Genomic DNA, 23179 nt, shown 5'->3' on the forward strand with positions numbered 1-23179 from the left:
GCCGGCGGCGCCGAGCCGCCGTCCGTGGGGCGGTCCTTCCTCCGGGGAGGGCCGCCCCTCGCTCGTTCGCGAGGCCGCCTGCCGCAGACCCGCCGAGTGGCGCGTTCCCCTCCCGCCCCCACATGCGATTCTGGCTCCATGGCTGTCGTCGGTGACCTACGAGTACTCCTGCGCGTGCGGGACTTCCGGCGGCTGCTCACCGTCCGCCTCCTCTCCCAGGCCGCCGACGGCGTCTTCCAGGTCGCCCTCGCCACCTACGTCGTCTTCTCCCCCGAGAAGCAGACCTCCGCCGCCGCCATCGCCTCGGCCATGGCGGTCCTCCTCCTCCCGTACTCCCTGATCGGCCCGTTCGCCGGGGTCCTCCTCGACCGCTGGCGCCGCCGCCAGGTCTTCCTCTACGGCAATCTGCTCCGGGCCGTCCTCGCCGCGCTGACCGCCGCCCTGATGGTCACCGGAGTGCCCGACTGGCTCTTCTACGTGGCGGCCCTCTGCGTGACCGCGGTCAACCGGTTCGTCCTCGCCGGGCTCTCCGCCGCGCTGCCCCGGGTGGTCGCCCGCGAGGAGCTGGTCATCGCCAACGCGCTCTCGCCGACCGCCGGCACCCTCGCCGCCACCGCCGGCGGGGGCCTCGCCTTCCTGGTCAGGCTCCTGGTCGCGGACTCCGACGCGGCGGTCCTGCTGCTCGGGGGACTCCTCTACCTCACCTCGGCCGGCGCCTCCCTCACCCTGGCCGTGCCCCTCCTCGGCCCCGACCCGGGCCAGCTCCAGCACCTGCGCGGCGCGGTCGCGGGGGCGGCCCGCGGACTCGTCGCCGGGGTACGCCACCTGCGCGAGCCCGGCCGGCGCGGAGCCGCGCGGGCGCTGGCCGCCATGGCGGCCCTGCGGTTCTGCTACGGGGCGCTCACCGTCATGCTCCTCATGCTCTGCCGGTACGCCTGGTCCTCCGACGAGGACGGCGGGCTCGCGCTGCTCGGGGTCGCGGTGGCCGTCTCCGGCGCCGGGTTCTTCGTCGCCGCGCTCGTCACCCCCTCGGCCGCCCGCAGGCTGGGGGCGGCCGGCTGGATCGTCGCCTGCGCCGCCGGGGCGGGGGTGCTGGAGCTGGCCCTGGGGCTCACCTTCGCGCCCGTACCGCTGCTGGCCGGGGCCTTCGTGCTCGGGGTGGCCACCCAGGGGGCGAAGATCGCCACCGACACCATCGTGCAGGCCTCGGTCTCGGACGACTTCCGGGGCCGGATCTTCTCGGTCTACGACGTCCTCTTCAACGTCGCCTTCGTGGCGGCCGCCGGAGTCTCCGCCCTGCTGCTGCCCGCTGACGGGAAGTCGGCCGGGCTGGTGGTCCTGGTGGCTCTGATCTACGGAGCGGTTGCGGTGCTCATGACCCGTTTTGACCGCCAGTAAGTGTCACATCAGTGACACAGACCCCCCGTTCACTTTTCGGCTGTCAGTGCGGCCGGATAGCTTACGGAGGTCTTATCGCACGAGGCCACGCCTCGTTTTCCACAGGGGGACCCCCAAGTGACCACTCCGCCGCCCCAGGGCCAGAACCCGTACGGCCAGCAGCCTCCGCAGGGCCAGAACCCGTACGGCCAGCAGCAGGCCCCGGGCCAGCCGCAGCAGGGCGTTCCCCCGCAGGGCCAGCCCCAGGGCTTCCCCCAGCAGGGCCCGTACGCGGCCCCCGGCATGCCCGGCGCGGCCCCGGAGCCGCCGGCCAAGAACAAGAAGAAGAACATCCTGCGGGTCGTCGGCGCCGTCATCGCCCTCGCCGTCATCGGCGGCGGCTGGTGGGCCAGCCAGAGCGACCCGGCGGCCGCCAAGGCGGGCGACTGCGTCGAGCGGGGCAACGACGACGACAACAACCCTGAGCTCAAGATCGTCGAGTGCAACTCCGACACGGCGGAGTACAAGGTCCTCGCCAAGATCGAGGGCAAGTTCATCGGCATGACCGCCCAGTCCAAGTGCGAGGACCAGGCGGAGGGCTTCAAGTACGCCTACACCCAGACCCAGGGCAACGACAGCTTCCTGCTCTGCCTGGACGACGCCTGATCCCCGGCCGGGCACCGCGCGCCGACCGAGGATGTTTCACGTGAAACATCGCGAGCGGGAGGCAAGGGACACCACCGGCTTACCCCGGCATAGACGAAGGGGCGGCATGTTTCACGTGAAACATGCCGCCCCTTCGCGCTGTCCGGAGCCGGCGGTCAGCTCTGCCCGGCCCACCACTCCTTGAGCGCGGCCGCGGCGGCCTCCTCGCTCATGGGGCCGTTCTCCAGCCGCTGGTCGAGCAGGAAGGCGTACGCCTTGCCGATCACCGGGCCGGGGCCCACCCCGAGGAGCTGCATGATCTGGTTGCCGTCCAGGTCGGGCCGGATGGCGTCCAGCTCCTCCTGCTCCTGGAGCTGCGCGATCCGCTCCTCCAGGCCGTCGTAGGCCCGCGAGAGCGCCGCCGCCTTGCGCTTGTTCCGGGTGGTGCAGTCCGAGCGGGTCAGCTTGTGCAGGCGGCTCAGCTGGGGCCCGGCGTCCCGGACGTACCGGCGGACCGCGGAGTCGGTCCATTCGCCGGTGCCGTAGCCGTGGAAGCGCAGGTGCAGCTCGACCAGCCGGGAGACGTCCTTCACCAGTTCGTTGGCGTACTTGAGCGCCGTCATGCGCTTCTTCACCATCTTGGCGCCGACCACCTCGTGGTGGTGGAAGGAGACCCGGCCGTCCTTCTCGAAGCGGCGCGTGCGCGGCTTGCCGATGTCGTGGAGGAGCGCCGCGAGCCGCAGGGTCAGGTCCGGGCCGTCCTCCTCCAGGTCGATCGCCTGCTCCAGGACGGTCAGGCTGTGCTCGTAGACGTCCTTGTGACGGTGATGCTCGTCACTCTCCAGCCGCAGCTCCGGCAGCTCCGGCAGCACGTGCGCGGCGAGGCCGGTGTCGACGAGCAGGGTGAGGCCCTTGCGGGGGTGGGTGGAGAGCAGGAGCTTGTTCAGCTCGTCGCGGACCCGCTCGGCGGAGACGATGGTGATCCGCTCGGCCATCGCCGTCATGGCGGCGACCACCTCCGGCGCAACGTCGAAGTCGAGCTGCGCGGCGAACCGCGCGGCGCGCATCATCCGCAGCGGGTCGTCGGAGAAGGACGCCTCGGGCGTCCCGGGCGTCCGCAGCACCTGGGCAGACAGGTCCTCCAGGCCGCCGTAGGGGTCGACGAAGGTCTTCTGCGGCAGGGCCACCGCCATGGCGTTGACCGTGAAGTCGCGGCGGACCAGGTCGTCCTCGATCGAGTCGCCGTAGGAGACCTCGGGCTTGCGCGAGGTGCGGTCGTACGCCTCCGAGCGGTACGTGGTGATCTCGATCTCGAAGGTCACCTCCTCGCCCTCGACCAGGGCCCGCTTCTGGCAGCCGACGGTGCCGAAGGCGATGCCGACCTCCCAGACGGCGTCCGCCCACGGCCGGACCAGCCGGAGGACCTGCTCCGGCCGGGCGTCGGTGGTGAAGTCCAGGTCGTTCCCCAGCCGCCCGAGCAACGCGTCGCGGACCGAGCCGCCCACCAGCGCGAGGGAGTGTCCGGCCTCCTCGAAACGACGGGCCAGATCGTCCGCGGCGGGGGAGACGCGCAGCAGTTCGCTCACAGCGCGGCGCTGCGCCTGGCTCAGTTCACGGGGCTTGTCTTCGTTGGCGTTCGGCACAACAGAAAAGGGTACGTGCCCGCGTCGGCCCGGGCCGACCCGATTCCGGGCGGGCACCCGCGCGAAGATCCCTCTGGAGCCCTCCCCGGCACTTCGGCTCAGTTCGCATCGTTACGATGCCTGGACGCATCACCCGACAACCACCGACCGAGCTGACGAACAAGGGACGGAACAGCGCGTGGCCGAGGCGGCAGACATCCCGAGGACCGGCCCGTCAGCTGCCCGCCGGTGGCTCGGCCGGGGCGCGGCCCTCCTCGCCGGCACGGCCCTTCTCGGCGGGCTGCTGAACCCGGCTACCGCCGAGGCGGCCGGGGCCCCGCAGGCACCCGCCGCCGACGCCAAGGCACGCACCGCCCAGCCGGTCTCCGTCTCCCTCGACTCGTTCGCCCCCGCGGCGCCGGTCAAGGGCGACCGCCTGACGATCTCGGGCACGGTCACCAACCAGAGCAAGCGGACGATCACCGACGCCCATGTCGGCCTCCGGGTCGGCCCGGTCCTCAACGGGCGCAGTGCCATCGATCACGCCGCCCGCCGCGACGGCTTCTCCCCGGGCGCCGACGGCCTGGAGATCGACGAGGAGTACGCCCAGGAGATCGACTCGCTCGCCGCGGGCCGGTCGCTGCCGTTCCGCCTCTCCGTGCCGGTCGACGACCTCGATCTCGACTCCGAGGGGATCTACCAGCTCGGCGTCTCGCTGAGCGGGCAGACCGCCGCCCAGCCCTACGAGCAGGTGCAGGGCATCGAGCGGACCTTCCTGCCGTGGCAGCCGAAGGCGGCCGGCGGGCAGACCTCGCTCACCATGCTGTGGCCGCTCATCTCCACCCCGCACCTCACCGCGGAGACCGACTCCGACGAGGAGCAGACGCCGATCTTCGAGGACGACAGCCTCGCCGAGGAGATCGCCCCGGGCGGCCGGCTGGAGCGGATGGTCGCCCTCGGCCGGGAGCTCGACATCACCTGGGTCGTCGACCCGGACCTGTTGGCCTCGGTCGACGCGATGCGCGGCGGCTACCGGGTGCGCAACGAGGACGGCACCACCCGGGCCGGCAGCGAACAGAGCGAGAAGCTCGCCACCGACTGGCTGGCCTCCGTGGAGAGCGCGGTGGCGGGCAAGAAGATCGTCGCCCTTCCCTACGGGGACCCGGACATCGCCTCGATCGCCCACCGGGGCAAGAACGTCTCCGGCTCGCTCGGCCGGCTGAAGGACGCCACCGACGTGGCCGCCAGCACGGTCGAGACGATCCTCCACGTCAAGCCCAGCACCGATTTCGCCTGGCCGGTGGAGGGCGCGGTCACCCCGTCCGTCATCGACGTGGCGACCTCGGCGGGAGCGCGGAACGTCATCGCCCGCAGCGACAGCATGCGCGAGGCGGGGAGCCTCACCTACACCCCCTCGGCCGCGCGGCCGATCGGCGGCGGGACGACGGCCGTGGTCTCCGACGACCGGCTCTCCACCCTCTTCCAGGGCGACATGACCAAGGCCGGCAACGCGACCCTCGCCGTCCAGCGGTTCGTGGCCCAGACCCTGATGACCACGCTCCAGGACGAGGGGAACGAGCGCAGCCTCGTCGTCGCCCCGCAGCGGATGCCCACCGCCAGCCAGGCCCGGACCATGGCCGAGGCGCTGCGGGCCCTGGACGACGAGCGCTGGTCCACCCCGCAGAACCTGACGGCGGCGGCGAAGACCGAGCCCGACGCCCGCGCCACGACCCGGGTGCCGGGCAACGGCTCGTACCCCTCGGCGCTGCGGAAGCAGGAACTGCCGAAGGCGGCGTTCGAGGAGATCAAGGGGACCCAGGACAGGCTGGACCGCTTCAAGGTCATCCTCACCAACCAGGACCGCGTGGTGCCGCCCTTCGGCCGCGCCGTGGACCGGGAGATGTCCACCTCCTGGCGCGGCCTGGCCGAGGAGGCGCAGCAGTTCCGCTCCGTGGTCTCGACGTACCTGAACCAGTTGATCGGCAGCGTGCAGCTGATCGAGAAGAGCGAGGCCAAGCTCTCCGGCCACAGCGCCACCATCCCGGTCACCGTGCAGAACAACCTGCTTCAGGGCGTCGACAAGCTGGTGCTGCGGCTGGAGTCCTCCAAGCCGACCCGCCTCAAGATCGGCGAGGGCCGCTACCAGGACCAGCCGGTCAAGGTCTCCGGCGGCCACAGCCAGTCGGTGAAGTTCACGACCACCGCCAACGCCAACGGCCCCGTCCCGGTCAGGGCCCAGCTGTACACCGAGGACGGCCGGGCCTACGGCGCCCCGATCCGCTTCGACGTGAACGTCACGGAGTTCACGCCGACGGTGATGCTGGTCCTCGCGGGCGGCGTACTCTTGCTCGTCCTCGCCGGTTTCCGCATGTACACGCAACGGAAGCGGCAGGCGCGGGAGCTGGAGGCGGAACAGGGCGGCACGCCGGGCGATCCGGGCGCCGGTCCGGCGGGCGAGGGGCAGGACGGGGACGGCGGCCCCGGGCAGCCGGGTGACCACGGCCCGGACACCGCTCCCGAAAGCCCGGCCCCGTCCGGCCCGGGTGAGACAGTGGACCGCTGAGCAATGTCGTGGCCCGTGGGCCCGGGGACGATGAGGTGGGGTTAGACCATGAACGCGCCGTACAACGGTGACCGTGGCCAGCGCGCGGAGGGCCCGGTGCCGCAGGGCGACCGGCCGGAGCCGCCGGTCCCGCCGGAGCCCGGCGGCCCCACGGGCGAGGGCTTCCCCCAGCAGCCCGGGCCCGACCCCTACCTCCAGCACGCCTACGAGCAGGACCCGTACCGCGCGCACGACCTCAGCGCCCAGGACCCGGTGGGCGAGGCCCTGTACGACCGCGCCTCGCACCCGCCGCCGGCCGGCCCGCCCCCGGCCCCGGTGTACGGCCCGCCCCGGCCGGAGCAGCCGGCGCCCGACCCCCGGCTCTGGGCCCAGGCTCCCGCGCCGGAGCCGGCCGGTCCGGGCAAGCACCTGCCGTACGGCGACGCCACCGGCACGACCCAGTTCGTGGGCGTGGACGACCTCGTGTCCCAGGCCGGTCAGGAGCGCCACGAGCCGGACGCCTTCGCCCACCTCTACAAGGACCAGCAGCAGAGCGGCGGCGGCCGTCCGCCCGCCGACCCGCCCACGCCGCAGGCCGCACCCGACCCGGCGCCGGCCCCGAAGAAGCAGGGCAAGGCGGCCTCGCTGCTGAAGTCCAGCGCCATAATGGCCGCCGGCACCATGGTCTCCCGGCTGACCGGCTTCGTCCGCTCGCTGGTCATCACCGCGGCGCTCGGCGCGGCCCTCCTCGGTGACACCTTCACCGTGGCCTACACGCTGCCGACGATGATCTACATCCTCACCGTCGGCGGTGGCCTCAACTCCGTCTTCGTCCCGCAGCTCGTCCGCGCGATGAAGAACGACGACGACGGCGGCGAAGCCTTCGCCAACCGCCTGCTGACGCTGGTGATGGTGGCGCTCGGCGCCATCGTGCTCCTCGCGGTCCTGGCGGCCCCGCTCCTGATCAACCTGATGTCGGACCCGGTGGCCAGCGATCCCGACGCCAACCGCGTCGGCATCACCTTCGCCCGCTACTGCCTGCCCACGATCTTCTTCATGGGCGTCCACGTGGTGATGGGCCAGATCCTCAACGCCCGCGGCAAGTTCGGCGCGATGATGTGGACCCCGGTCCTCAACAACATCGTGATGATCACCACCTTCGGGCTCTTCATCTGGGTCTACGGCTCGGCCGCCTCCTCCGGCATGAAGGTGGCGACCATCCCGGACGAGGGCGTCCGCCTGCTCGGCATCGGCACCCTGCTCGGACTCGTCGTCCAGGCGCTGGCGATGATCCCCTACCTGCGCGAGACCGGTTTCCGCTTCCGGCCGCGGTTCGACTGGAAGGGCCACGGGCTCGGCAAGACCGTCCGCCTCGCCAAGTGGACCGTCCTCTTCGTCCTCGCCAACCAGGCCGGCGTCATCGTCGTCACCCAGCTCGCCACCCTCGCGGGCACCGAGACGAACGTCGACGGCACCGGCATCCTGGCCTACTCCAACGCCCAGCTCATCTGGGGCATGCCGCAGGCGATCATCACCGTCTCCGTCATGGCCGCCCTGCTGCCGCGCATCTCCCGGGCCGCCAGCGACAACGACGTGGGCGCCGTCCGCGACGACATCTCGCAGGGACTGCGCAACTCCGCCGTCGCCATCGTCCCGATCGCCTTCGGCTTCCTCGCCCTCGGCCTGCCGACCGCCACCCTGCTCTTCTCCTCCGCCGGGCTCGAGGCCGCCCACTCGATGGGCTACATCCTGATGGCCTTCGCCCTCGGCCTCATCCCGTACTCCGTGCAGTACGTGGTGCTCCGCGGCTTCTACGCCTACGAGGACACCCGCACGCCCTTCTACAACACGGTGATCGTCGCCGCCGTCAACGCCGCCGCCTCCGGCATCTGCTACCTCGTGCTGCCGGCCCGCTGGGCCGTGGTCGGCATGGCGGCCTCCTACGGCCTGGCCTACGCGGTCGGCGTCGGGGTGGCGTGGAAGCGGCTGGCCAAGCGGCTCGGCGGCGACCTGGACGGCGCACACGTGCTGCGGACCTACGCGCGGCTGGTCGGCGCGGCGATCCCCGCGGCCCTGCTCGGCGGCGGCCTCTCCTTCCTCCTGATGCGTCTGCTCGGCAGCGGCGCGCTGGGGTCCCTGGTGGCGCTGGCCGGGGGCGGCGTGGTGCTGCTGGCGGTCTTCTTCCTCGTCGGCCGCAAGATGCGGATCAACGAGATCAACTCCCTGGTGGGAATGGTCCGCGGGCGTCTGGGACGCTGAGAGCGCACAACCATCAGCGGTGCCCGCGTGTCGTGCATAGCGACCGACTGTGGGCACAATTGGGTTTGGCGTCGTACGGAGTGCAACGGATGGGGAGGCAGGAACGACGGTGGCGGATCGGAGCACGGCTGCCGTCGACGTGGCCGACACCAGTGGTGAGGAACCGCTGACCGCCAAGGCGGGCGCGTCCACGGGCGACGGGAAGTCCCGGGAGCGGGATACGGCACCCCAGAGCACAGAGGAGACCGATCGGGCGGGCAGCTCCGCCACGGTCTCGGCCCCAGAGCTGCACAGCGGGCACAAACTCGCCCGGCGCTACCGGCTGGAGGAGTGCCTCACCCGTCTGGACGGTTTCAGCAGCTGGCGCGCGGTGGACGAGAAGCTCCGCCGCGCCGTCGGGGTCCACCTGCTGCCGGCCGAGCACCCGCGCGCCCGCTCCGTGCTGGCCGCCGCCCGCTCGGCGGCGCTCCTCGGCGACCCGCGCTTCGTCCAGGTCCTCGACGCCGTCGAGGAGGACGAGATCGTCTACGTGGTCCACGAGTGGCTGCCGGACGCCACCGAGCTGACCGCGCTGCTCGCCTCCGGCCCGCTGGAGGCGCACGACGTCTACCAGCTGGCCCAGCAGATCTCCCAGGCCATGGCCGCCGCGCACCGCGAGGGGCTCTCCCACCTCCGGCTCAACCCCGGCGCCGTCCTGCGCACCTCCACCGGCCAGTGGCGCGTCCGCGGCCTCGCGGTCAACGCCGCGCTCCGCGGCATCGACGTCGACAGCCCGCAGCGCACCGACACCGAGGCCATCGGCGCCCTCCTCTACGCCGCCCTCACTCAGCGCTGGCCCTACGAGGACGACGCGTACGGCCTCTCCGGACTGCCCAAGGGAATGGGGCTCATCGCCCCCGACCAGGTGCGGGCCGGGGTCCACCGGGGCCTCTCCGAGCTGGCCATGCGCGCCCTGGTCAACGACGGATCGACCGCCTCCCGCCAGGAGAGCCCCTGCACCACCCCGGACGAGCTGGTGCGGGCCATCGCCGAGATGCCCCGCATCCGCCCGCCGGAGCCGGTCTTCACCGCGCCGCCCGAGTACCAGCGGACCAGCTACCAGCAGGGCTCCTACGGCCGCCCGGCGCCGCGCACCGCGCAGACAGCCCCCGTGGTCGTCCCGCCGCCCCCGCTGCAGACCCGGACCGGCAAGGTCCTCAAGTGGGGCGTGGCCGCCCTGCTCATCGCCGCCCTCGGGCTCGGCAGCTGGCAGCTCGCGGACGCCCTGATGGAACGCGACACCCCGGAGCAGCCGGAGACGAGCCAGCCCGCGGACACCACCGACGAGAAGCCGAAGATCGCCACCCACAACATCACCGGCGCCGCCGAGTACGCCCCGGACGGCTCCCCGCAGAACGCCGACTCCGTCAGCAACACCTACGACGGCGACAGCTCCACCTACTGGCGGTCCAGGAGCTTCGTGGACGGCCCGCGGCTCGCCCCCTACAAGCAGGGCGTCGGCATCGTCTACGACCTCGGCGCGGAGAAGGACGTCTCCGCGGCCTCGATAGGGCTCCGCTACGCCGGCGACCGCACCACCGTCGAGCTGTACGCGGCCGACTCCATGAGCTCCGGCACCCCGGTCGGCTCCATGAAGAAGATCGGCACCACCACGACCCAGTCCACCACGGCGAAGGTCGACGGCAAGGAGGCGGTCACCACGCGGTACGTCGTCGTGTGGCTGACCCACGTCCCCCAGGCGCCGGGGGATCAGTACAGCGGCTCCGGGTACAAGCAGGCGATCACGGATGTGAAACTCAGGGGCTGAGCGGGGCTCTGGGGGGAGGGTTCCACGGTGGACGAGGCCATATCCGGGGCGCCGGACGACGCCGAACTGCTCGCCGCCCATGTCGGCGGTGACCCGAACGCCTTCGGCGAGCTGGTCAGACGCCATCGCGACCGCCTCTGGGCGGTCGCGATCCGGACCCTCGGCGACCGTGAGGAGGCGGCGGACGCCGTCCAGGACGCCCTGGTCTCCGCCTACCGGCGGGCCCACACCTTCCAGGGACGTTCGGCGGTGACCACCTGGCTCCACCGGATCACCGTCAACGCCTGCCTCGACCGGGCGCGCAAGGCGGCCTCCCGCCGTACCTCCCCCATGGACGACCCGGAGCGCCTGGAACAGGTGCTCGAACCGCACGAGTCGGCCTCGGCCCCCGCCGAGCGCGGCGACCTACGGCGCCAGCTCGCCGAGGCCCTCGCCACCCTCGCCCCCGACCAGCGCGCCGCCCTGGTCCTCGTCGACATGCAGGGCTACCCGGTGGCGGAGGCGGCCCGCATCCTGGGGGTGCCCACCGGCACCGTGAAGAGCCGGTGCGCCCGGGGCCGGGCACGGCTCCTACCACTCGTCACCCATCTGCGGGCGGACTCCGCAGCTCCGGACAGGGATAACGACGCCGTCGGCGGGGGAAGGAACCGGACGCAGGGGGCATCCGTCCCACCAGCGGCAGGCCCGAGAGACCAGGGGCCGGCCAATTCGGCTGCCATGAAGGGCGGAGGTGGGCGAGCGTGACATCCATGACCGACGCGAACGGCGACGCCGGGCACCCGGACGTGGCGGAGATCTCCGACCTCGCCGAAGGACTGCTGGGCCCGGCCCGCAGCGGCGAGGTCCGCTCCCATCTGGACGCCTGCGCGCTCTGCGCCGACGTCCGCTCCTCCCTGGAGGAGATCCGCGGACTGCTCGGCACACTGCCCGGGCCGTCCCGGATGCCGGCCGACGTGGCCGGGCGGATCGACGCCGCCCTGGCGGCCGAAGCGCTCCTCGGGACCATGGAGCCCGGCACGGGGGAGGCCAGCCGGCCCGAGCCCGTCGAGCACCCGCACGACGATGTTTCACGTGAAACATCGCGTGAAACGGTCGCCGCGGGGGCCGAACCACAGGAGGCGGGCGCCGGCGGGCCGACGCCTCCCTCACCCGCCGGTGCTTCGGGCCAGGGCGGGGCCGCGCGGTCCGGCCGTCCCGAGGGACGAGGCCGCGGGTCCACGGGTCCCGGGCGGAAGACCGGAAACAGGGCCAGGCGCCGGCGCCTCGTCCTCTCCTCGGTCCTCGCCGCCGCAGCGATCGGGCTCGGCGCCATCCTGGTGCCGACACTGACCGGCACCGGCTCCTCCGGCGGCAACGACACCGCCGCTTCCGCCGACGCGGGCCCGGTCTACTCCGACGAAGCCCTCCAGGAACAGGTGTCCACGCTGCTGTCGGACACGGCGGCGGGCGGCGGCCGACAGGAGAAGGAGGGCCCGGGAGCAGGGGCGGGCGAGAAGGACGAGGACGCCTCGCTCGGCATCCAGTCCAGCCCCGGGGCGCCCGAACTCAACGAGCCGATGATGGGAACCGGGCCCGAGGTACCGCCCTGCGTGGAGCGCGCCATCGCCCGGACCGAGCCCGCCCTCGCCCTGGAGCGGGGCCGTTACCAGGGCACCGACACCTTCCTCGTCGTTCTGCCCGACCACCGCGACAGCGCCCGCGTCACCGCCTACCTGGTCGACGCCGCCTGTGTGGGCGCCGGGAACGAGCCCGGTGACGTGCTGCTGACCCGCACCTACCCCCGGTCCTGACCACCGGCTCTCCGAAGCTCGAAGCCCCGGCGTCCTCCCGGCCGCCGGGGCTTCAGCTGTGCCCCGCCCTCTCCCCGCGTGGGAGGCGGGCGGCGCGGGAATGCACGGCCCGTAGGATCGGTTGGGTGGGGTGAGAGCCCCGGCAGGGATCAGGCCCCTGGCAACGCAGCAGTCCGCAGAGACGAGGAATCAAGCCGTGACCGACGTCCGTAACGTGATCATCATCGGCTCCGGGCCCGCCGGCTACACAGCCGCGCTCTACACCGCACGTGCCTCCCTCAAGCCGCTGGTCTTCGAGGGTGCCGTCACCGCGGGTGGGGCCCTGATGAACACCACCGAGGTGGAGAACTTCCCCGGCTTCCAGGACGGCGTGATGGGCCCCGAGCTCATGGACAACATGCGCGCCCAGGCCGAGCGCTTCGGTGCCGAGCTGGTCCCCGACGACGTCGTCTCGGTCGACCTCTCGGGCGAGATCAAGACGGTCACCAACACCGCCGGCACCGTGCACCGCGCCAAGGCGGTCATCGTCACGACCGGCTCGCAGCACCGCAAGCTGGGCCTGCCCAACGAGGACACCCTCTCCGGGCGCGGTGTCTCCTGGTGCGCCACCTGTGACGGCTTCTTCTTCAAGGACCAGGACATCGCCGTCATCGGCGGCGGCGACACCGCGATGGAGGAGGCCACCTTCCTCTCGCGCTTCGCCAAGTCGGTGACGATCGTCCACCGCCGCGACAGTCTCCGTGCCTCCAAGGCCATGCAGGAGCGCGCCTTCGCCGACCCGAAGATCAAGTTCATCTGGGACAGCGAGGTCGCCGAGATCCACGGCGACCCGAAGCTGACCGGGCTGACCCTGCGCAACCTCAAGACCGGCGACACCGAGCTGCTCTCCGTGACCGGCCTCTTCATCGCCATCGGTCACGACCCGCGCACCGAGCTCTTCAAGGGCCAGCTGGACCTGGACGGCGAGGGTTACCTGAAGGTCGCCGCTCCCTCGACCCGCACCAACATCACGGGCGTCTTCGCCGCCGGTGACGTGGTGGACCACACCTACCGTCAGGCGATCACCGCCGCCGGCACCGGGTGCTCCGCCGCGCTGGACGCCGAGCGCTACCTCGCCGCGCTGGCCGACGCCGAGGGCCAGGAGAAGACCGAGGTCGTCACCGCCTGAGGCTTCGGCCCCATCAGCTTTCTCCCCACACTCCCCCCAAGACTAAGGAGCCCACAGTGGCCGGCACCCTGAAGAACGTGACCGACGCCTCCTTCGAGCAGGACGTGCTCAAGAGCGACAAGCCCGTACTCGTCGACTTCTGGGCGGCCTGGTGCGGCCCGTGCCGTCAGATCGCCCCTTCGCTGGAGGCCATCGCCGCCGAGCACGGTGAGCAGATCGAGGTCGTGAAGCTGAACATCGACGAGAACCCGGAGACCGCCGCCAAGTACGGCGTCATGTCGATCCCGACCCTCAACGTCTACCAGGGCGGCGAGGTCGCCAAGACGATCGTCGGCGCCAAGCCGAAGGCCGCCATCGTGCGCGACCTGGACGAGTTCATCGGTGAGGGCGCCAAGGGCTGAGCCCAGGCGCGGCCGACGATGTTTCACGTGAAACATCGCCCCGATGCCGCCTCAATGTTTCACGTGAAACATGGCCACCCCCTCGGGGTGGCCATGTTTCGTTTCCGCCGCGCGCTCGCACCCCGACCGCGCGCTCCCTACAAGGGGCGCGGTACCGGGTCCTTCTTCACGGCGCCGAGCAGGCGGTCGAGCGCCTGCTCCATGTCCTCTTTCCAGGAGAGGGTCGCCCGCAGCTCCAGCCGCAGCCGCGGATGACGACGGTGTGGCCGCACCGTCTTGAAGCCCACGGCGAGGAGATGGTCGGCGGGAAGCAGACAGGCGGCGTCACGCCACCTCGCGTCGCCGAACGCCTCGATCGCCTTGAAGTCGCGCCGCAGCAGATCCTTCGCCACGGTCTGCACAAGGACCCGCCCCAGCCCCTGCCCCCGGTACTCGGGAAGCAGCCAGCCCGTCATCAGCTGGACCGCGTCCGGCGCCACGGGGCTGGTGGGGAAGGCGAGCGAGCGCGGGACGTAGGCCGCCGGAGCGTAGAGGGCGAAGCCGGCCGGGACGTCGTCCACGTAGGCGATGCGGCCGCAGGAGCCCCATTCCAGCAGAACGGCCGAGATCCACGCTTCCTTCTCCGCCTCCGCCCGGCCCTCCCGGACCGCGGCCTCACCGCGGACCGGGTCGAGTTCCCAGAAGACGCAGGAGCGGCAGCGTGCGGGGAGCGCTCCGAGGTTGTCCAGGGTGATCGGTGCGAGGCGTCGCCCCATGGTGGCCGCTCCTCTCGGAAAGCACCCGGGTGCATCGGTGCCCTGTGCATCGTAGTCACCGGACTTCTGCAGATCCGGGGAGCGGAAACAGAGAGCGGGCCGTGTTCCGGTCGGTTCCGGAACACGGCCCGCTCACGGCCGGAGGAGGGCGGTCAGCCGGCGTCCGGGGTGTCGTCCCCGTCCTCGGCGTCATCGGCCTCGGCGCTCCGGAGCACCGGGCCCTCCTCGGGAGCCAGCGACTGGAGGATGCGCTGGAGGTCGTCCATCGAGGCGAACTCGACGACGATCTTCCCCTTCTTCTGCCCCAGGTCGACCTTGACCCGCGTCTCGAACCGGTCCGAAAGCCGAGTGGAAAGTTCGCTCAGGGCGGGGGAGAGGCGGGAGCCGGCACGCGGACCCTTGGAGCGGGCGGGCGACGCCTGCCGGGACCCCATCAGCGTGACGACCTCTTCGACCGAACGGACCGAGAGCCCCTCGGCGACGATCCGCAGGGCGAGCCGCTCCTGCTCCTCCGAGTCCTCGACCGAGAGCAGCGCCCGTGCGTGACCGGCGGTCAGCACCCCGGCCGCGACCCGGCGCTGGACCGCGGGAGCCAGCTTCAGCAGACGCAGCGTGTTGGACACCTGGGGCCGCGAGCGGCCGATCCGGTCGGCCAGCTGGTCGTGGGTGCAGTTGAAGTCCTGGAGCAGCTGGTCGTAGGCGGCGGCCTCCTCCAGCGGGTTGAGCTGGGCGCGGTGGAGGTTCTCCAGCAGCGCGTCGAGGAGGAGCTTTTCGTCCTCGGTGGCCCGCACGATGGCGGGGATGGCCTCCAGGCCCGCCTCGCGGCAGGCGCGCCACCGGCGCTCGCCCATGATCAGCTCGTACCGGCCGGGGCTCAGCTGGCGGACCACGACCGGCTGGAGGAGGCCGACCTCCTTGATGGAGGTGACCAGTTCGGCGAGGGCGTCCTCGTCGAAGATCTCCCGGGGCTGGCGCGGGTTGGGGGTGATGGAGTCGAGCGGCAGCTCGGCGAAGTGCGCGCCGACCGGGCTCGGGGGCAGCGCCTCCGCCGTGGAACGCGTCGATGTTTCACGTGAAACATTGCCGCTCGGCATCCCCGTCACCTTGGCCGCGGCGATGCCGCGTTCCGCGGTGAGGACCGGTGCGGCCCCGGACACCGAACCTCCGGGGGCCGGTACGGACTTCTCCGGTGTAGGCGCTGCGGGAATCAAGGCTCCCAGGCCCCGCCCCAGGCCCCTCCGTCGCTCGCTCACTGCATTCCCTCCGCCATGTTCTGCTGCTCGTGGGGCGCGGCCAACTGGTGCTGGTGCGCCTCGTAGTGGATTCCGACTCCGCGCAGGGCGATCTCCCGTGCCGCCTCGAAGTACGAGAGCGCGCCGCTCGACCCCGGGTCGTAGGTGAGCACGGTCTGGCCGTAGCTGGGAGCTTCGGAGATGCGGACGGAGCGGGGGATGCTCGTCCGGAGAACTTCCTTGCCGAAGTGGCTGCGCACCTCTTCGGCGACCTGCGAGGCGAGCCGCGTCCTGCCGTCGTACATGGTGAGCAGGATCGTGGAGACGTGGAGCGCCGGGTTGAGGTGACCCCGGACCAGTTCGACGTTGCGGAGGAGCTGGCCCAGCCCTTCCAGGGCGTAGTACTCGCACTGGATGGGGATCAGCACCTCGGCTCCGGCCACCAGGGCGTTGACCGTGAGCAGGCCGAGCGAGGGCGGGCAGTCGATCAGGACGTAGTCGAGCGGCTGCTCGTACGACTTGATGGCGCGCTCCAGGCGGCTCTCCCGGGCGACCAGCGAGACCAGCTCGATCTCCGCACCGGCGAGGTCGATGGTGGCCGGTGCGCAGAAGAGCCCCTCGACGTCCGGTACGGGCTGGACCACCTCGGAGAGCGGGCGGCTGTCGACCAGCACGTCGTAGATCGACGGCACTTCGGCGTGGTGGTCGATCCCCAGCGCGGTGGAGGCGTTGCCCTGCGGGTCGAGGTCGATGACCAGGACCCGGTTCCCGTGCAGCGCCAGCGAGGCCGCAAGGTTGACGGTCGTGGTCGTCTTGCCCACGCCGCCCTTCTGGTTGGCCACCACCATGACCCGGGTCTGTTCGGGGCGTGGCAGACCTTCTCCGGCACGGCCCAACGCCTGCACTCCCAGATGGGCGGTGTGAGCGATGGGGGTGTCGTCCATCGGCGGCGGTGTTTCACGTGAAACATCCGCCCCCACTGTTTCGACACGGGGACCGGGGACCGGATCGGTCATCGGTCCCGCGATGTTGGCGTCGGACCGCAAGGATTCACTCTCCTCGACTTCAGACTCGCAATGAACAGAGCGTGCCATGGTTTCGGGTGCGGGAACCAGCGGGGCCCGGTGTTCTGTGGATGAATCCGCCTCTGTGGACAACTTCGTGACCCGTCCGAGAGGTTTCCGGTCGCGGGGAGTGGCGGCAGCGCGGCCGCGGCTGATGATTCCTTGCAGCGGTGAGCGACGTTTCACGTGAAACACGATGGCTCACCACGTCCGAGGGGTCCGCCCGACACTCCGCGCCACGCCCGCCCGTGGCCCCAACGAGCCGGGACCGGCAGCCACCTGGCTGCCGCCACCTCCACGCACGAGGGGCCGGCCCCTGTGACGGGACCGGCCCCTCGGTGAAAGGACGCGGGTGTCTCAGCGCCTCCGGCGCGCCCGCGCGGCCTTGGCCTTCTTGGTGGCGAAGCGGACGCCGCCCGGGCTCTCCCCCACCTCGACACGCACCACGGTCGAGAGGGGGTCGACGACGCCCTCGCCGACCTGGACGACGGAGGTGCTGACCGCCCCGAGCTTGCTCAGCGCGGCCGAGGCCGCCTTCACTTCCTCCTCGGCCGTGTCCCCCTTGAGCGCCAGCATCTCGCCGTAGGGCCGCAGCAGGGGCACGCCCCAGCCGGCGAGCCGCTCCAGCGGGGCGACCGCGCGGGCGGTGACGACGTGCACCGGCGGCAGTTTGCCGAGGACCTCCTCGGCACGCCCGCGGACGACCGTGACGTGGTCGAGGCCGAGCAGCTCGACCACCTCGGTGAGGAAGGTGGTCCGCCGCAGCAGCGGCTCCAGCAGCGTGATGGTGAGGTCGGGGCGGACCAGCGCCAGCGGGATCCCCGGCAGTCCGGCGCCCGAGCCGACGTCGCAGACGGAGACGCCCTCGTCGATCGCCTCGGAGAGCACGGCGCAGTTGAGCAGATGGCGTTCCCAGAGGCGCGGCACCTCCCGGGGACCGATGAGCCCACGCCGCACCCCCGCGTCGGCCAGCAGCTCCGCGTACCGGACGGCATCCGGGAAACGCTCGCCGAACACCTCCCTGGCCACTGCGGGCGCCTCGGGGAGTTCCGCTGCCTCCGTCACGGGGACCGTCCTTCCGTACCGCGAACTCGAACGTACTGATGTCTGACGAACAAAGGGGCGCCCAGAGCGCGAACCCCCTGTCCTGGGAGAACGCTAGCGGCAAGATCCCGCACCGTGCAGCCCGGCCAGGAGGAATGCGCCACACTCTCACCGCCGCCCCGACCAGGACCGGCCCCGCCTGTTCGCACAGACGGGGCCGGGAAGCGGACGCCCACGGGCGTCCCGAGGTCAGGCGGGGAGGACGACGACGAAGCGCTGCGGCTCCTCGCCCTCGGACTCGCTGCGCAGTCCCGCGGCCTTGACGGCGTCGTGGACGACCTTGCGCTCGAACGGCGTCATCGGGTCGAGGCGGACCGCCTCGCCGGTGCTCCGCGCGTCGGCCGCGGCCTTGGCGCCGATCTCGGAGAGCTCCTCGCGCTTCTTGGCGCGGTAGCCGGCGATGTCCAGCATGAGGCGGCTGCGGTCGCCGGTCTCGCGGTGCACCGCGAGACGGGTCAGCTCCTGAAGCGCCTCCAGGACCTCACCGTCACGGCCGACGAGCTTCTGGAGATCGCGGCTACCGGAGTCGCTGATGATCGAGACAGCGGCCCGATCGGCCTCCACGTCCATGTCGATGTCGCCGTCGAGATCGGCGATGTCGAGCAGCCCCTCCAGGTAGTCGGCGGCGATCTCGCCCTCCTGCTCCAGGTGGGACAGCTCGTCGCCGGCCTTGGCGGCGGTGGTGCCTTCCGTCACGGGATGGACTCCTCTACTTCTTGGACGGGTGCTTGGGCTTCTGGCCCTTGCGTCCGGACTTGGCTTGGCCTGTGGAGCCGGACTTGCCCGCCTGGCGGCCGGAGGACGTGTCCTCGCTCCCGCCCTGCGACTTCTCCAGCGAGGTGGTGGATTCGCCGGCGGCGCGGCCCGAGGAGGCCCGGGTGCGCTGGCCGGGGCGCTGCGGAGTGGTGGGCTGCGCCTGGCGCTGGGACTTGCTCTGCCGCTTCGGCTGCTGGCGGCGCGGCTGGGCCGGTGCCTCCTCGGCCGGCTCGCCGTCCTCCTCCACCACGGCGGTCCCGCTCTTCGGCCCGATGGTGCCGTCCGCCTGGGCGGCGAGACCGGCCTTGGTCAGCCCGTTGATGAACTTGCGCTCGTACTCGTTGCGGTCGCGGCCCTTGGCGACGATGGCCTTGACGAGGTTCCGCTCGCGCTTGTTGCGGACCTTCGGGTTCATCGTGATCCGCTTGAGGAAGCGCTCCAGGAAGGCGGCCTGCGCCTTGCTGCCGGGGGTCGGGTTCTGGCGGATGACGTACATCTGCTGGCCCATGGTCCACATGTTGGTGGTCAGCCAGTAGACGAGGACACCGACGGGGAAGTTGATGCCGAAGACGGCGAACATGATCGGGAAGACGTACATCAGCATCTTCTGCTGCTGCATGAACGGGGTCTTCACCGTGGTGTCGACGTTCTTCGTCATCAGCTGGCGCTGGGTGAAGAACTGCGAGGCCGACATCAGGACGATCATGACCGCGGTGACGATGTGCACGTTGGTCGTGGACGAGCCGAGGGCCTCGATCTTGTCCGCGTTGTCGGTGAACTTCGCGGCCAGCGGGGCGCCGACGATGTGCGCCTTCTGCGCGCTGGCGAGGAGCGCCTCGTCGATGAAGCCGATGGTCTTGTTCGACGCGATGCTGTTGAGCACGTGGTAGAGCGCGAAGAAGAACGGCGACTGCAGAAGGATGGGAAGACACGAGGCCAGCGGGTTGGTGCCCGCGTCCTTGTAGAGCTTCATCATCTCTTCGGACTGGCGCTGCTTGTCGTTCTTGTAGCGCTCCTGGATCTTCTTCATCTCGGGCTGCAGCGTCTGCATCGCCCGGGTGGCCTTGATCTGCTTCACGAAGAGCGGGATCAGGCAGATACGGATCAGGATCACGAGGGAGACGATGGACAGTCCCCACGCCCAGCCCGTGTCATCGCCGAAGAGGGCTCCGTACAACTTGTGGAACTGGACGATCACCCATGACACAGGTGTCGTGATGAAACTGAAGAGACTGGCGATCGTATCCACTGATCAGGCTCCTTGAGCATGGGGCGAGGTCTCGGCGGCCGGGCTCGGGGCCGGCTGGGGGCCCGTCGTGGAGGAGGACGTGTCGCCGCTCCCTCCGGAAGGGGCGTCGGCGTTTCCGCCCTTGCTGGTGCCCCTGTCTCGCCAGGCGTTGCGCAGCATTTCGTGCCACCGCGGTCGCTTGCGCGGCGGCACATGGTCGACACCGCCGAGGGACCACGGATTGCACCGCAGGATCCGCCAGGCGGTGAGCGCCGTTCCCTTGATCGCTCCGTGCCGGTCGATGGCGCCGTAGCCGTAGTGGGAACACGACGGGTAGTACTTGCACACCGGGCCGAGCAGCGGACTGATCGTCCACTGGTACAACTTGATCAAAGCGAGCAGCGGATACTTCATCGCGCACCCCCTCCCAGGAGCCGCTCCAGGGCGGCGTCCAGGTCTCGGGCCAGCTGTGCGTGGTCTGCGTCACCGGCTGGGGGCAACGCGCGGACGACGACCAGACTGCCCTCGGGCAGCCTGGAGAGTCGTTCCCGCATGAGGTGGCGAAGCTTCCGCTTCACCGCGGTACGGACGACGGCACCGCCGACAGCTTTGCTCACGACGAAACCCGCACGGGTCGGGGGAGACTCCTCCCCTGACGCGTGCGGGTCCGTGACACCGCTGCGGAGATGGACGACGAGGGCCGGGCGACCGGCCCGACGTCCTCGGCGTACCGCGGTCGCGAAGTCCTCGCGCCGCCTCAGCCGATTCTCGGAGGGCAGCACGACACGACCTGTACGCGATCAGGCGGACAGGCGGGCGCGACCCTTGCCACGGCGGGACGCGAGAATCGCGCGGCCGGCACGGGTACGCATACGCAGGCGGAAACCGTGGGTCTTGGCGCGACGACGGTTGTTCGGCTGGAAGGTGCGCTTGCTCACTCGGGGGCTCCAGAAATGATGAGGTAGTTGCGGGATGCCTTGGCTGTCACCGTGCGCCCACGAGTAGCTCGCTTACGCCCGAGTGCAACCGCTCCACGATCACCCAGGGTGATCTATGCCCATCGGAGGCAGGCGGCAGCAGCCATCGACAACTCGACCTGGTCACGGTACGCGCGGCTGCGCCATTCGGTCAAACCAGCTCCGGCAGGGGACACTGTGCACAGGCTGTGGACAACGACTTGTACCGCAGTGGTCACGCTGACTACCGTGGCCAGACTCCGGATTCGTGGGCTTCCCCCCTGATCCGCCCCGATCCCGCCCGGATCGGACCACACCGACCCGTCCCAGAACCACTCCTTCGTGGGACCCGTGAGAGAGCGTGCCCTGTGGCTGATGTACCCGCCGATCTTGCCGCAGTCTGGCCGCGCGTACTGGAGCACCTCCTCGGGGACGGGCGCGGGCAGGGTGTCGAGGCCAAGGACGAGCAGTGGGTCCGGCGCTGCCAGCCGCTGGCGCTGGTCGCCGACACGGCGTTGCTCGCGGTGCCGAACGAGTTCGCCAAGGGGGTCCTGGAGGGCCGGCTCGCCCCGGTGGTGAGCGAGACGCTGAGCCGGGAGTGCGGCCGCCCGATCCGGATCGCCATCACGGTCGACCCGACGATGGGCGACCCCGCTCCCCCGCAGCGCTACCCGGAGCCCCCGTCCCGCCCCGCCCAGGAGCGCGGCTACGGCTACCCCCCGTACGGCGCGGCCGGCGAGCGGCGCGTCGAGGAGCCCGAGCCCGAGGAGCAGCAGCCGCCCCGCGAGGAGGAGCGCCGCCCCGGCGCGTTCCCCTTCCCCCAGGACCACGGCCGCTACGAGTACGAACAGGAACCCCTCGGCGGCGAACGCTACGAGGCCGGCCGCTACGACCAGGACCGCCACACCGCCGAGCCGTACCCCCAGGAGCAGGGCTACCCCCAGGAGCAGTACGGGGACGGCTACGGCCAGGACCGTTACGACGGGCAGCGCGGCCAGGAGCAGGGCGGCGGGGAGCTGCGGGACCGGGACGAGGAGCGCCGGGGCCGCGACGGTCTGCCGCAGGCCCGTCCCGCCTACCCGGAGTTCCAGCGTCCGCGGCCCGAGCCGGGTGGCTGGCCGCGCGCCCAGGACGACTACTGGCAGCAGCCCCGCCTCGGCTACCCGGAGCGGGACTCCTACACCGGGCCCTCGCACAGCGGTTCCGGCCAGCACGACTTCCGGCCCTCGGGGTCCGAGCGCGGGGACTACGGGCGGCGCGAGCCGCTGGACGACGGGCACGACCCGCGCGGTCCCCGTGAGGGGCGCGGCGCGCACGGCGGCCACGGGGTGCACAGCGGCGGGCCGGTCGGTTCGGCGCTCCCCGCCTCCAGCGGCGCGCCCGGTCCGCTGGCGGCCCAGCCGGCACCGGCGACCGGGCCCGGCGAGCCGACGGCGCGGCTGAACCCGAAGTACCTCTTCGACACCTTCGTCATCGGCGCCTCCAACCGTTTCGCGCACGCGGCCGCCGTCGCGGTCGCCGAGGCGCCGGCCAAGGCGTACAACCCGCTCTTCGTCTACGGGGAGTCGGGGCTCGGCAAGACGCATCTGCTGCACGCCATCGGGCATTACGCGCGGAGCCTCTATCCGGGGACGCGGGTGCGGTACGTCAGCTCGGAGGAGTTCACCAACGAGTTCATCAACTCGATCCGTGACGGCAAGGGCGACAGCTTCCGCAAGCGGTACCGCGAGATGGACATCCTGCTCGTCGACGACATCCAGTTCCTGGCGGACAAGGAGTCGACGCAGGAGGAGTTCTTCCACACCTTCAACACCCTGCACAACGCCAACAAGCAGATCGTGCTCTCCTCGGACCGGCCGCCCAAGCAGCTGGTGACGCTGGAGGACCGGCTGCGGAACCGGTTCGAGTGGGGGCTGATCACCGACGTCCAGCCGCCCGAGCTGGAGACGCGGATCGCGATCCTGCGCAAGAAGGCGGTCCAGGAGCAGCTCAACGCGCCGCCGGAGGTCCTGGAGTTCATCGCCTCGCGCATCTCGCGGAACATCCGCGAGCTGGAGGGCGCGCTGATCCGGGTGACGGCCTTCGCCTCGCTCAACCGGCAGCCGGTCGACCTCGGCCTCACCGAGATCGTGCTCAAGGACCTGATCCCCGGCGGCGAGGACGCGGCCCCGGAGATCACCGCCACCGCCATCATGGCCGCCACCGCCGACTACTTCGGGCTGACCGTCGAGGACCTCTGCGGCTCCTCGCGCAGCCGCGTGCTGGTGACGGCCCGGCAGATCGCCATGTACCTCTGCCGGGAGCTGACCGATCTGTCGCTGCCTAAGATCGGGGCGCAGTTCGGCGGGCGCGACCACACCACGGTCATGCACGCCGACCGCAAGATCCGCGCCCTGATGGCGGAGCGCCGCTCGATCTACAACCAGGTCACGGAGCTGACCAACCGCATCAAGAACGGCTGACCGGCCGCACG

At 71.3% G+C, this 23179-nt stretch carries 20 protein-coding genes; 10 read left to right on the plus strand and 10 right to left on the minus strand.

Annotated features, from left to right (window positions below):
* The first annotated feature begins 138 nt into the window (after positions 1 to 138).
* Together IF45_RS0113055 and IF45_RS0113060 are read left to right on the plus strand one after the other, a co-directional pair.
* Positions 139 to 1398, plus strand: a complete 1260-nt coding sequence (locus IF45_RS0113055) for an MFS transporter (protein ID WP_030307504.1) — start codon at positions 139 to 141, stop codon at positions 1396 to 1398.
* Positions 1399 to 1515: 117 nt separating this feature from the next.
* Entirely contained in the window at positions 1516 to 2043 is a 528-nt protein-coding gene (locus IF45_RS0113060) for an LppU/SCO3897 family protein (RefSeq protein WP_030307507.1), read from the plus strand.
* A 155-nt stretch (positions 2044 to 2198) separates the two neighbouring features.
* Here IF45_RS0113060 and IF45_RS0113065 read toward each other — a convergent pair whose 3' ends face one another.
* Entirely contained in the window at positions 2199 to 3665 is a 1467-nt protein-coding gene (locus tag IF45_RS0113065) for a CCA tRNA nucleotidyltransferase (protein WP_030307509.1), read from the minus strand.
* Between the two features lie 178 nt (positions 3666 to 3843).
* Here IF45_RS0113065 and IF45_RS0113070 point away from each other — a divergent pair, with 178 nt between their 5' ends.
* From IF45_RS0113070 to trxA, 7 genes are all read left to right on the plus strand, one after another.
* Positions 3844 to 6207: a DUF6049 family protein gene (locus tag IF45_RS0113070; RefSeq protein ID WP_030307511.1), complete on the plus strand. Its 2364-nt coding sequence runs from the start codon at positions 3844 to 3846 to the stop codon at positions 6205 to 6207.
* Between the two features lie 48 nt (positions 6208 to 6255).
* Positions 6256 to 8445 (plus strand): murein biosynthesis integral membrane protein MurJ, encoded by a 2190-nt coding sequence (murJ, locus tag IF45_RS0113075; RefSeq protein WP_003949388.1) that lies wholly within the window; start codon positions 6256 to 6258, stop codon positions 8443 to 8445.
* Positions 8446 to 8554: 109 nt separating this feature from the next.
* Positions 8555 to 10252: a protein kinase family protein gene (locus tag IF45_RS0113080; protein ID WP_030307514.1), complete on the plus strand. Its 1698-nt coding sequence runs from the start codon at positions 8555 to 8557 to the stop codon at positions 10250 to 10252.
* Between the two features lie 27 nt (positions 10253 to 10279).
* Complete coding sequence (gene sigM, locus IF45_RS0113085) at positions 10280 to 10996, plus strand: RNA polymerase sigma factor SigM (protein WP_030307516.1); 717 nt, start codon at positions 10280 to 10282, stop codon at positions 10994 to 10996.
* 5 nt (positions 10997 to 11001) lie between these two features.
* Positions 11002 to 12042: an RsmA family anti-sigma factor gene (locus tag IF45_RS0113090; RefSeq protein ID WP_008408272.1), complete on the plus strand. Its 1041-nt coding sequence runs from the start codon at positions 11002 to 11004 to the stop codon at positions 12040 to 12042.
* A gap of 196 nt (positions 12043 to 12238) precedes the next feature.
* Entirely contained in the window at positions 12239 to 13210 is a 972-nt protein-coding gene (trxB, locus tag IF45_RS0113095) for a thioredoxin-disulfide reductase (protein WP_030307518.1), read from the plus strand.
* A 56-nt stretch (positions 13211 to 13266) separates the two neighbouring features.
* The gene (gene trxA, locus IF45_RS0113100) at positions 13267 to 13611 is read left to right on the plus strand and encodes a thioredoxin (RefSeq protein ID WP_010644383.1); all 345 of its coding nucleotides are present in this window, start codon (positions 13267 to 13269) and stop codon (positions 13609 to 13611) included.
* 137 nt (positions 13612 to 13748) lie between these two features.
* Here the strand turns inward: trxA and IF45_RS0113105 are convergent, their stop codons facing one another.
* The 9 genes from IF45_RS0113105 to rpmH all read right to left on the minus strand — a co-directional run bounded on the left by IF45_RS0113105 (position 13749) and on the right by rpmH (position 20688).
* Positions 13749 to 14366: a GNAT family N-acetyltransferase gene (locus IF45_RS0113105; RefSeq protein WP_003949382.1), complete on the minus strand. Its 618-nt coding sequence runs from the start codon at positions 14364 to 14366 to the stop codon at positions 13749 to 13751.
* A gap of 152 nt (positions 14367 to 14518) precedes the next feature.
* The gene (locus tag IF45_RS0113110; protein WP_003949381.1) at positions 14519 to 15523 is read right to left on the minus strand and encodes a ParB/RepB/Spo0J family partition protein; all 1005 of its coding nucleotides are present in this window, start codon (positions 15521 to 15523) and stop codon (positions 14519 to 14521) included.
* A gap of 92 nt (positions 15524 to 15615) precedes the next feature.
* Positions 15616 to 16692 (minus strand): ParA family protein, encoded by a 1077-nt coding sequence (locus tag IF45_RS0113115; protein ID WP_003949380.1) that lies wholly within the window; start codon positions 16690 to 16692, stop codon positions 15616 to 15618.
* A 327-nt stretch (positions 16693 to 17019) separates the two neighbouring features.
* Entirely contained in the window at positions 17020 to 17727 is a 708-nt protein-coding gene (gene rsmG, locus IF45_RS0113120) for a 16S rRNA (guanine(527)-N(7))-methyltransferase RsmG (protein ID WP_030307521.1), read from the minus strand.
* A 228-nt stretch (positions 17728 to 17955) separates the two neighbouring features.
* Complete coding sequence (locus tag IF45_RS0113125; protein WP_003949378.1) at positions 17956 to 18462, minus strand: Jag family protein; 507 nt, start codon at positions 18460 to 18462, stop codon at positions 17956 to 17958.
* 13 nt (positions 18463 to 18475) lie between these two features.
* Positions 18476 to 19771, minus strand: coding sequence for a membrane protein insertase YidC (gene yidC, locus IF45_RS0113130; RefSeq protein ID WP_003949377.1), 1296 nt, complete (start codon positions 19769 to 19771; stop codon positions 18476 to 18478).
* Between the two features lie 3 nt (positions 19772 to 19774).
* Entirely contained in the window at positions 19775 to 20164 is a 390-nt protein-coding gene (yidD, locus tag IF45_RS32315; protein ID WP_003949376.1) for a membrane protein insertion efficiency factor YidD, read from the minus strand.
* Positions 20161 to 20532 carry a ribonuclease P protein component gene (gene rnpA / locus IF45_RS32320; protein WP_003949375.1) on the minus strand — a complete coding sequence of 124 codons (372 nt, stop codon included), beginning with the start codon at positions 20530 to 20532 and terminating at the stop codon, positions 20161 to 20163. The genes yidD and rnpA overlap by 4 nt, the downstream gene beginning before the upstream one ends.
* An 18-nt stretch (positions 20533 to 20550) precedes the next feature.
* The gene (rpmH, locus tag IF45_RS32325) at positions 20551 to 20688 is read right to left on the minus strand and encodes a 50S ribosomal protein L34 (RefSeq protein ID WP_003949374.1); all 138 of its coding nucleotides are present in this window, start codon (positions 20686 to 20688) and stop codon (positions 20551 to 20553) included.
* 386 nt (positions 20689 to 21074) lie between these two features.
* On the opposite strand from rpmH, the gene dnaA reads away from it, so the two are divergent.
* On the plus strand, positions 21075 to 23168 hold the full coding sequence (dnaA, locus tag IF45_RS0113135) for a chromosomal replication initiator protein DnaA (protein ID WP_030307524.1): 2094 nt from the start codon (positions 21075 to 21077) through the stop codon (positions 23166 to 23168).
* The last annotated feature ends 11 nt before the right edge of the window (positions 23169 to 23179 follow it).

The organism is Streptomyces albidoflavus (assembly GCF_000719955.1).
Lineage (GTDB): Bacteria > Actinomycetota > Actinomycetes > Streptomycetales > Streptomycetaceae > Streptomyces > Streptomyces albidoflavus.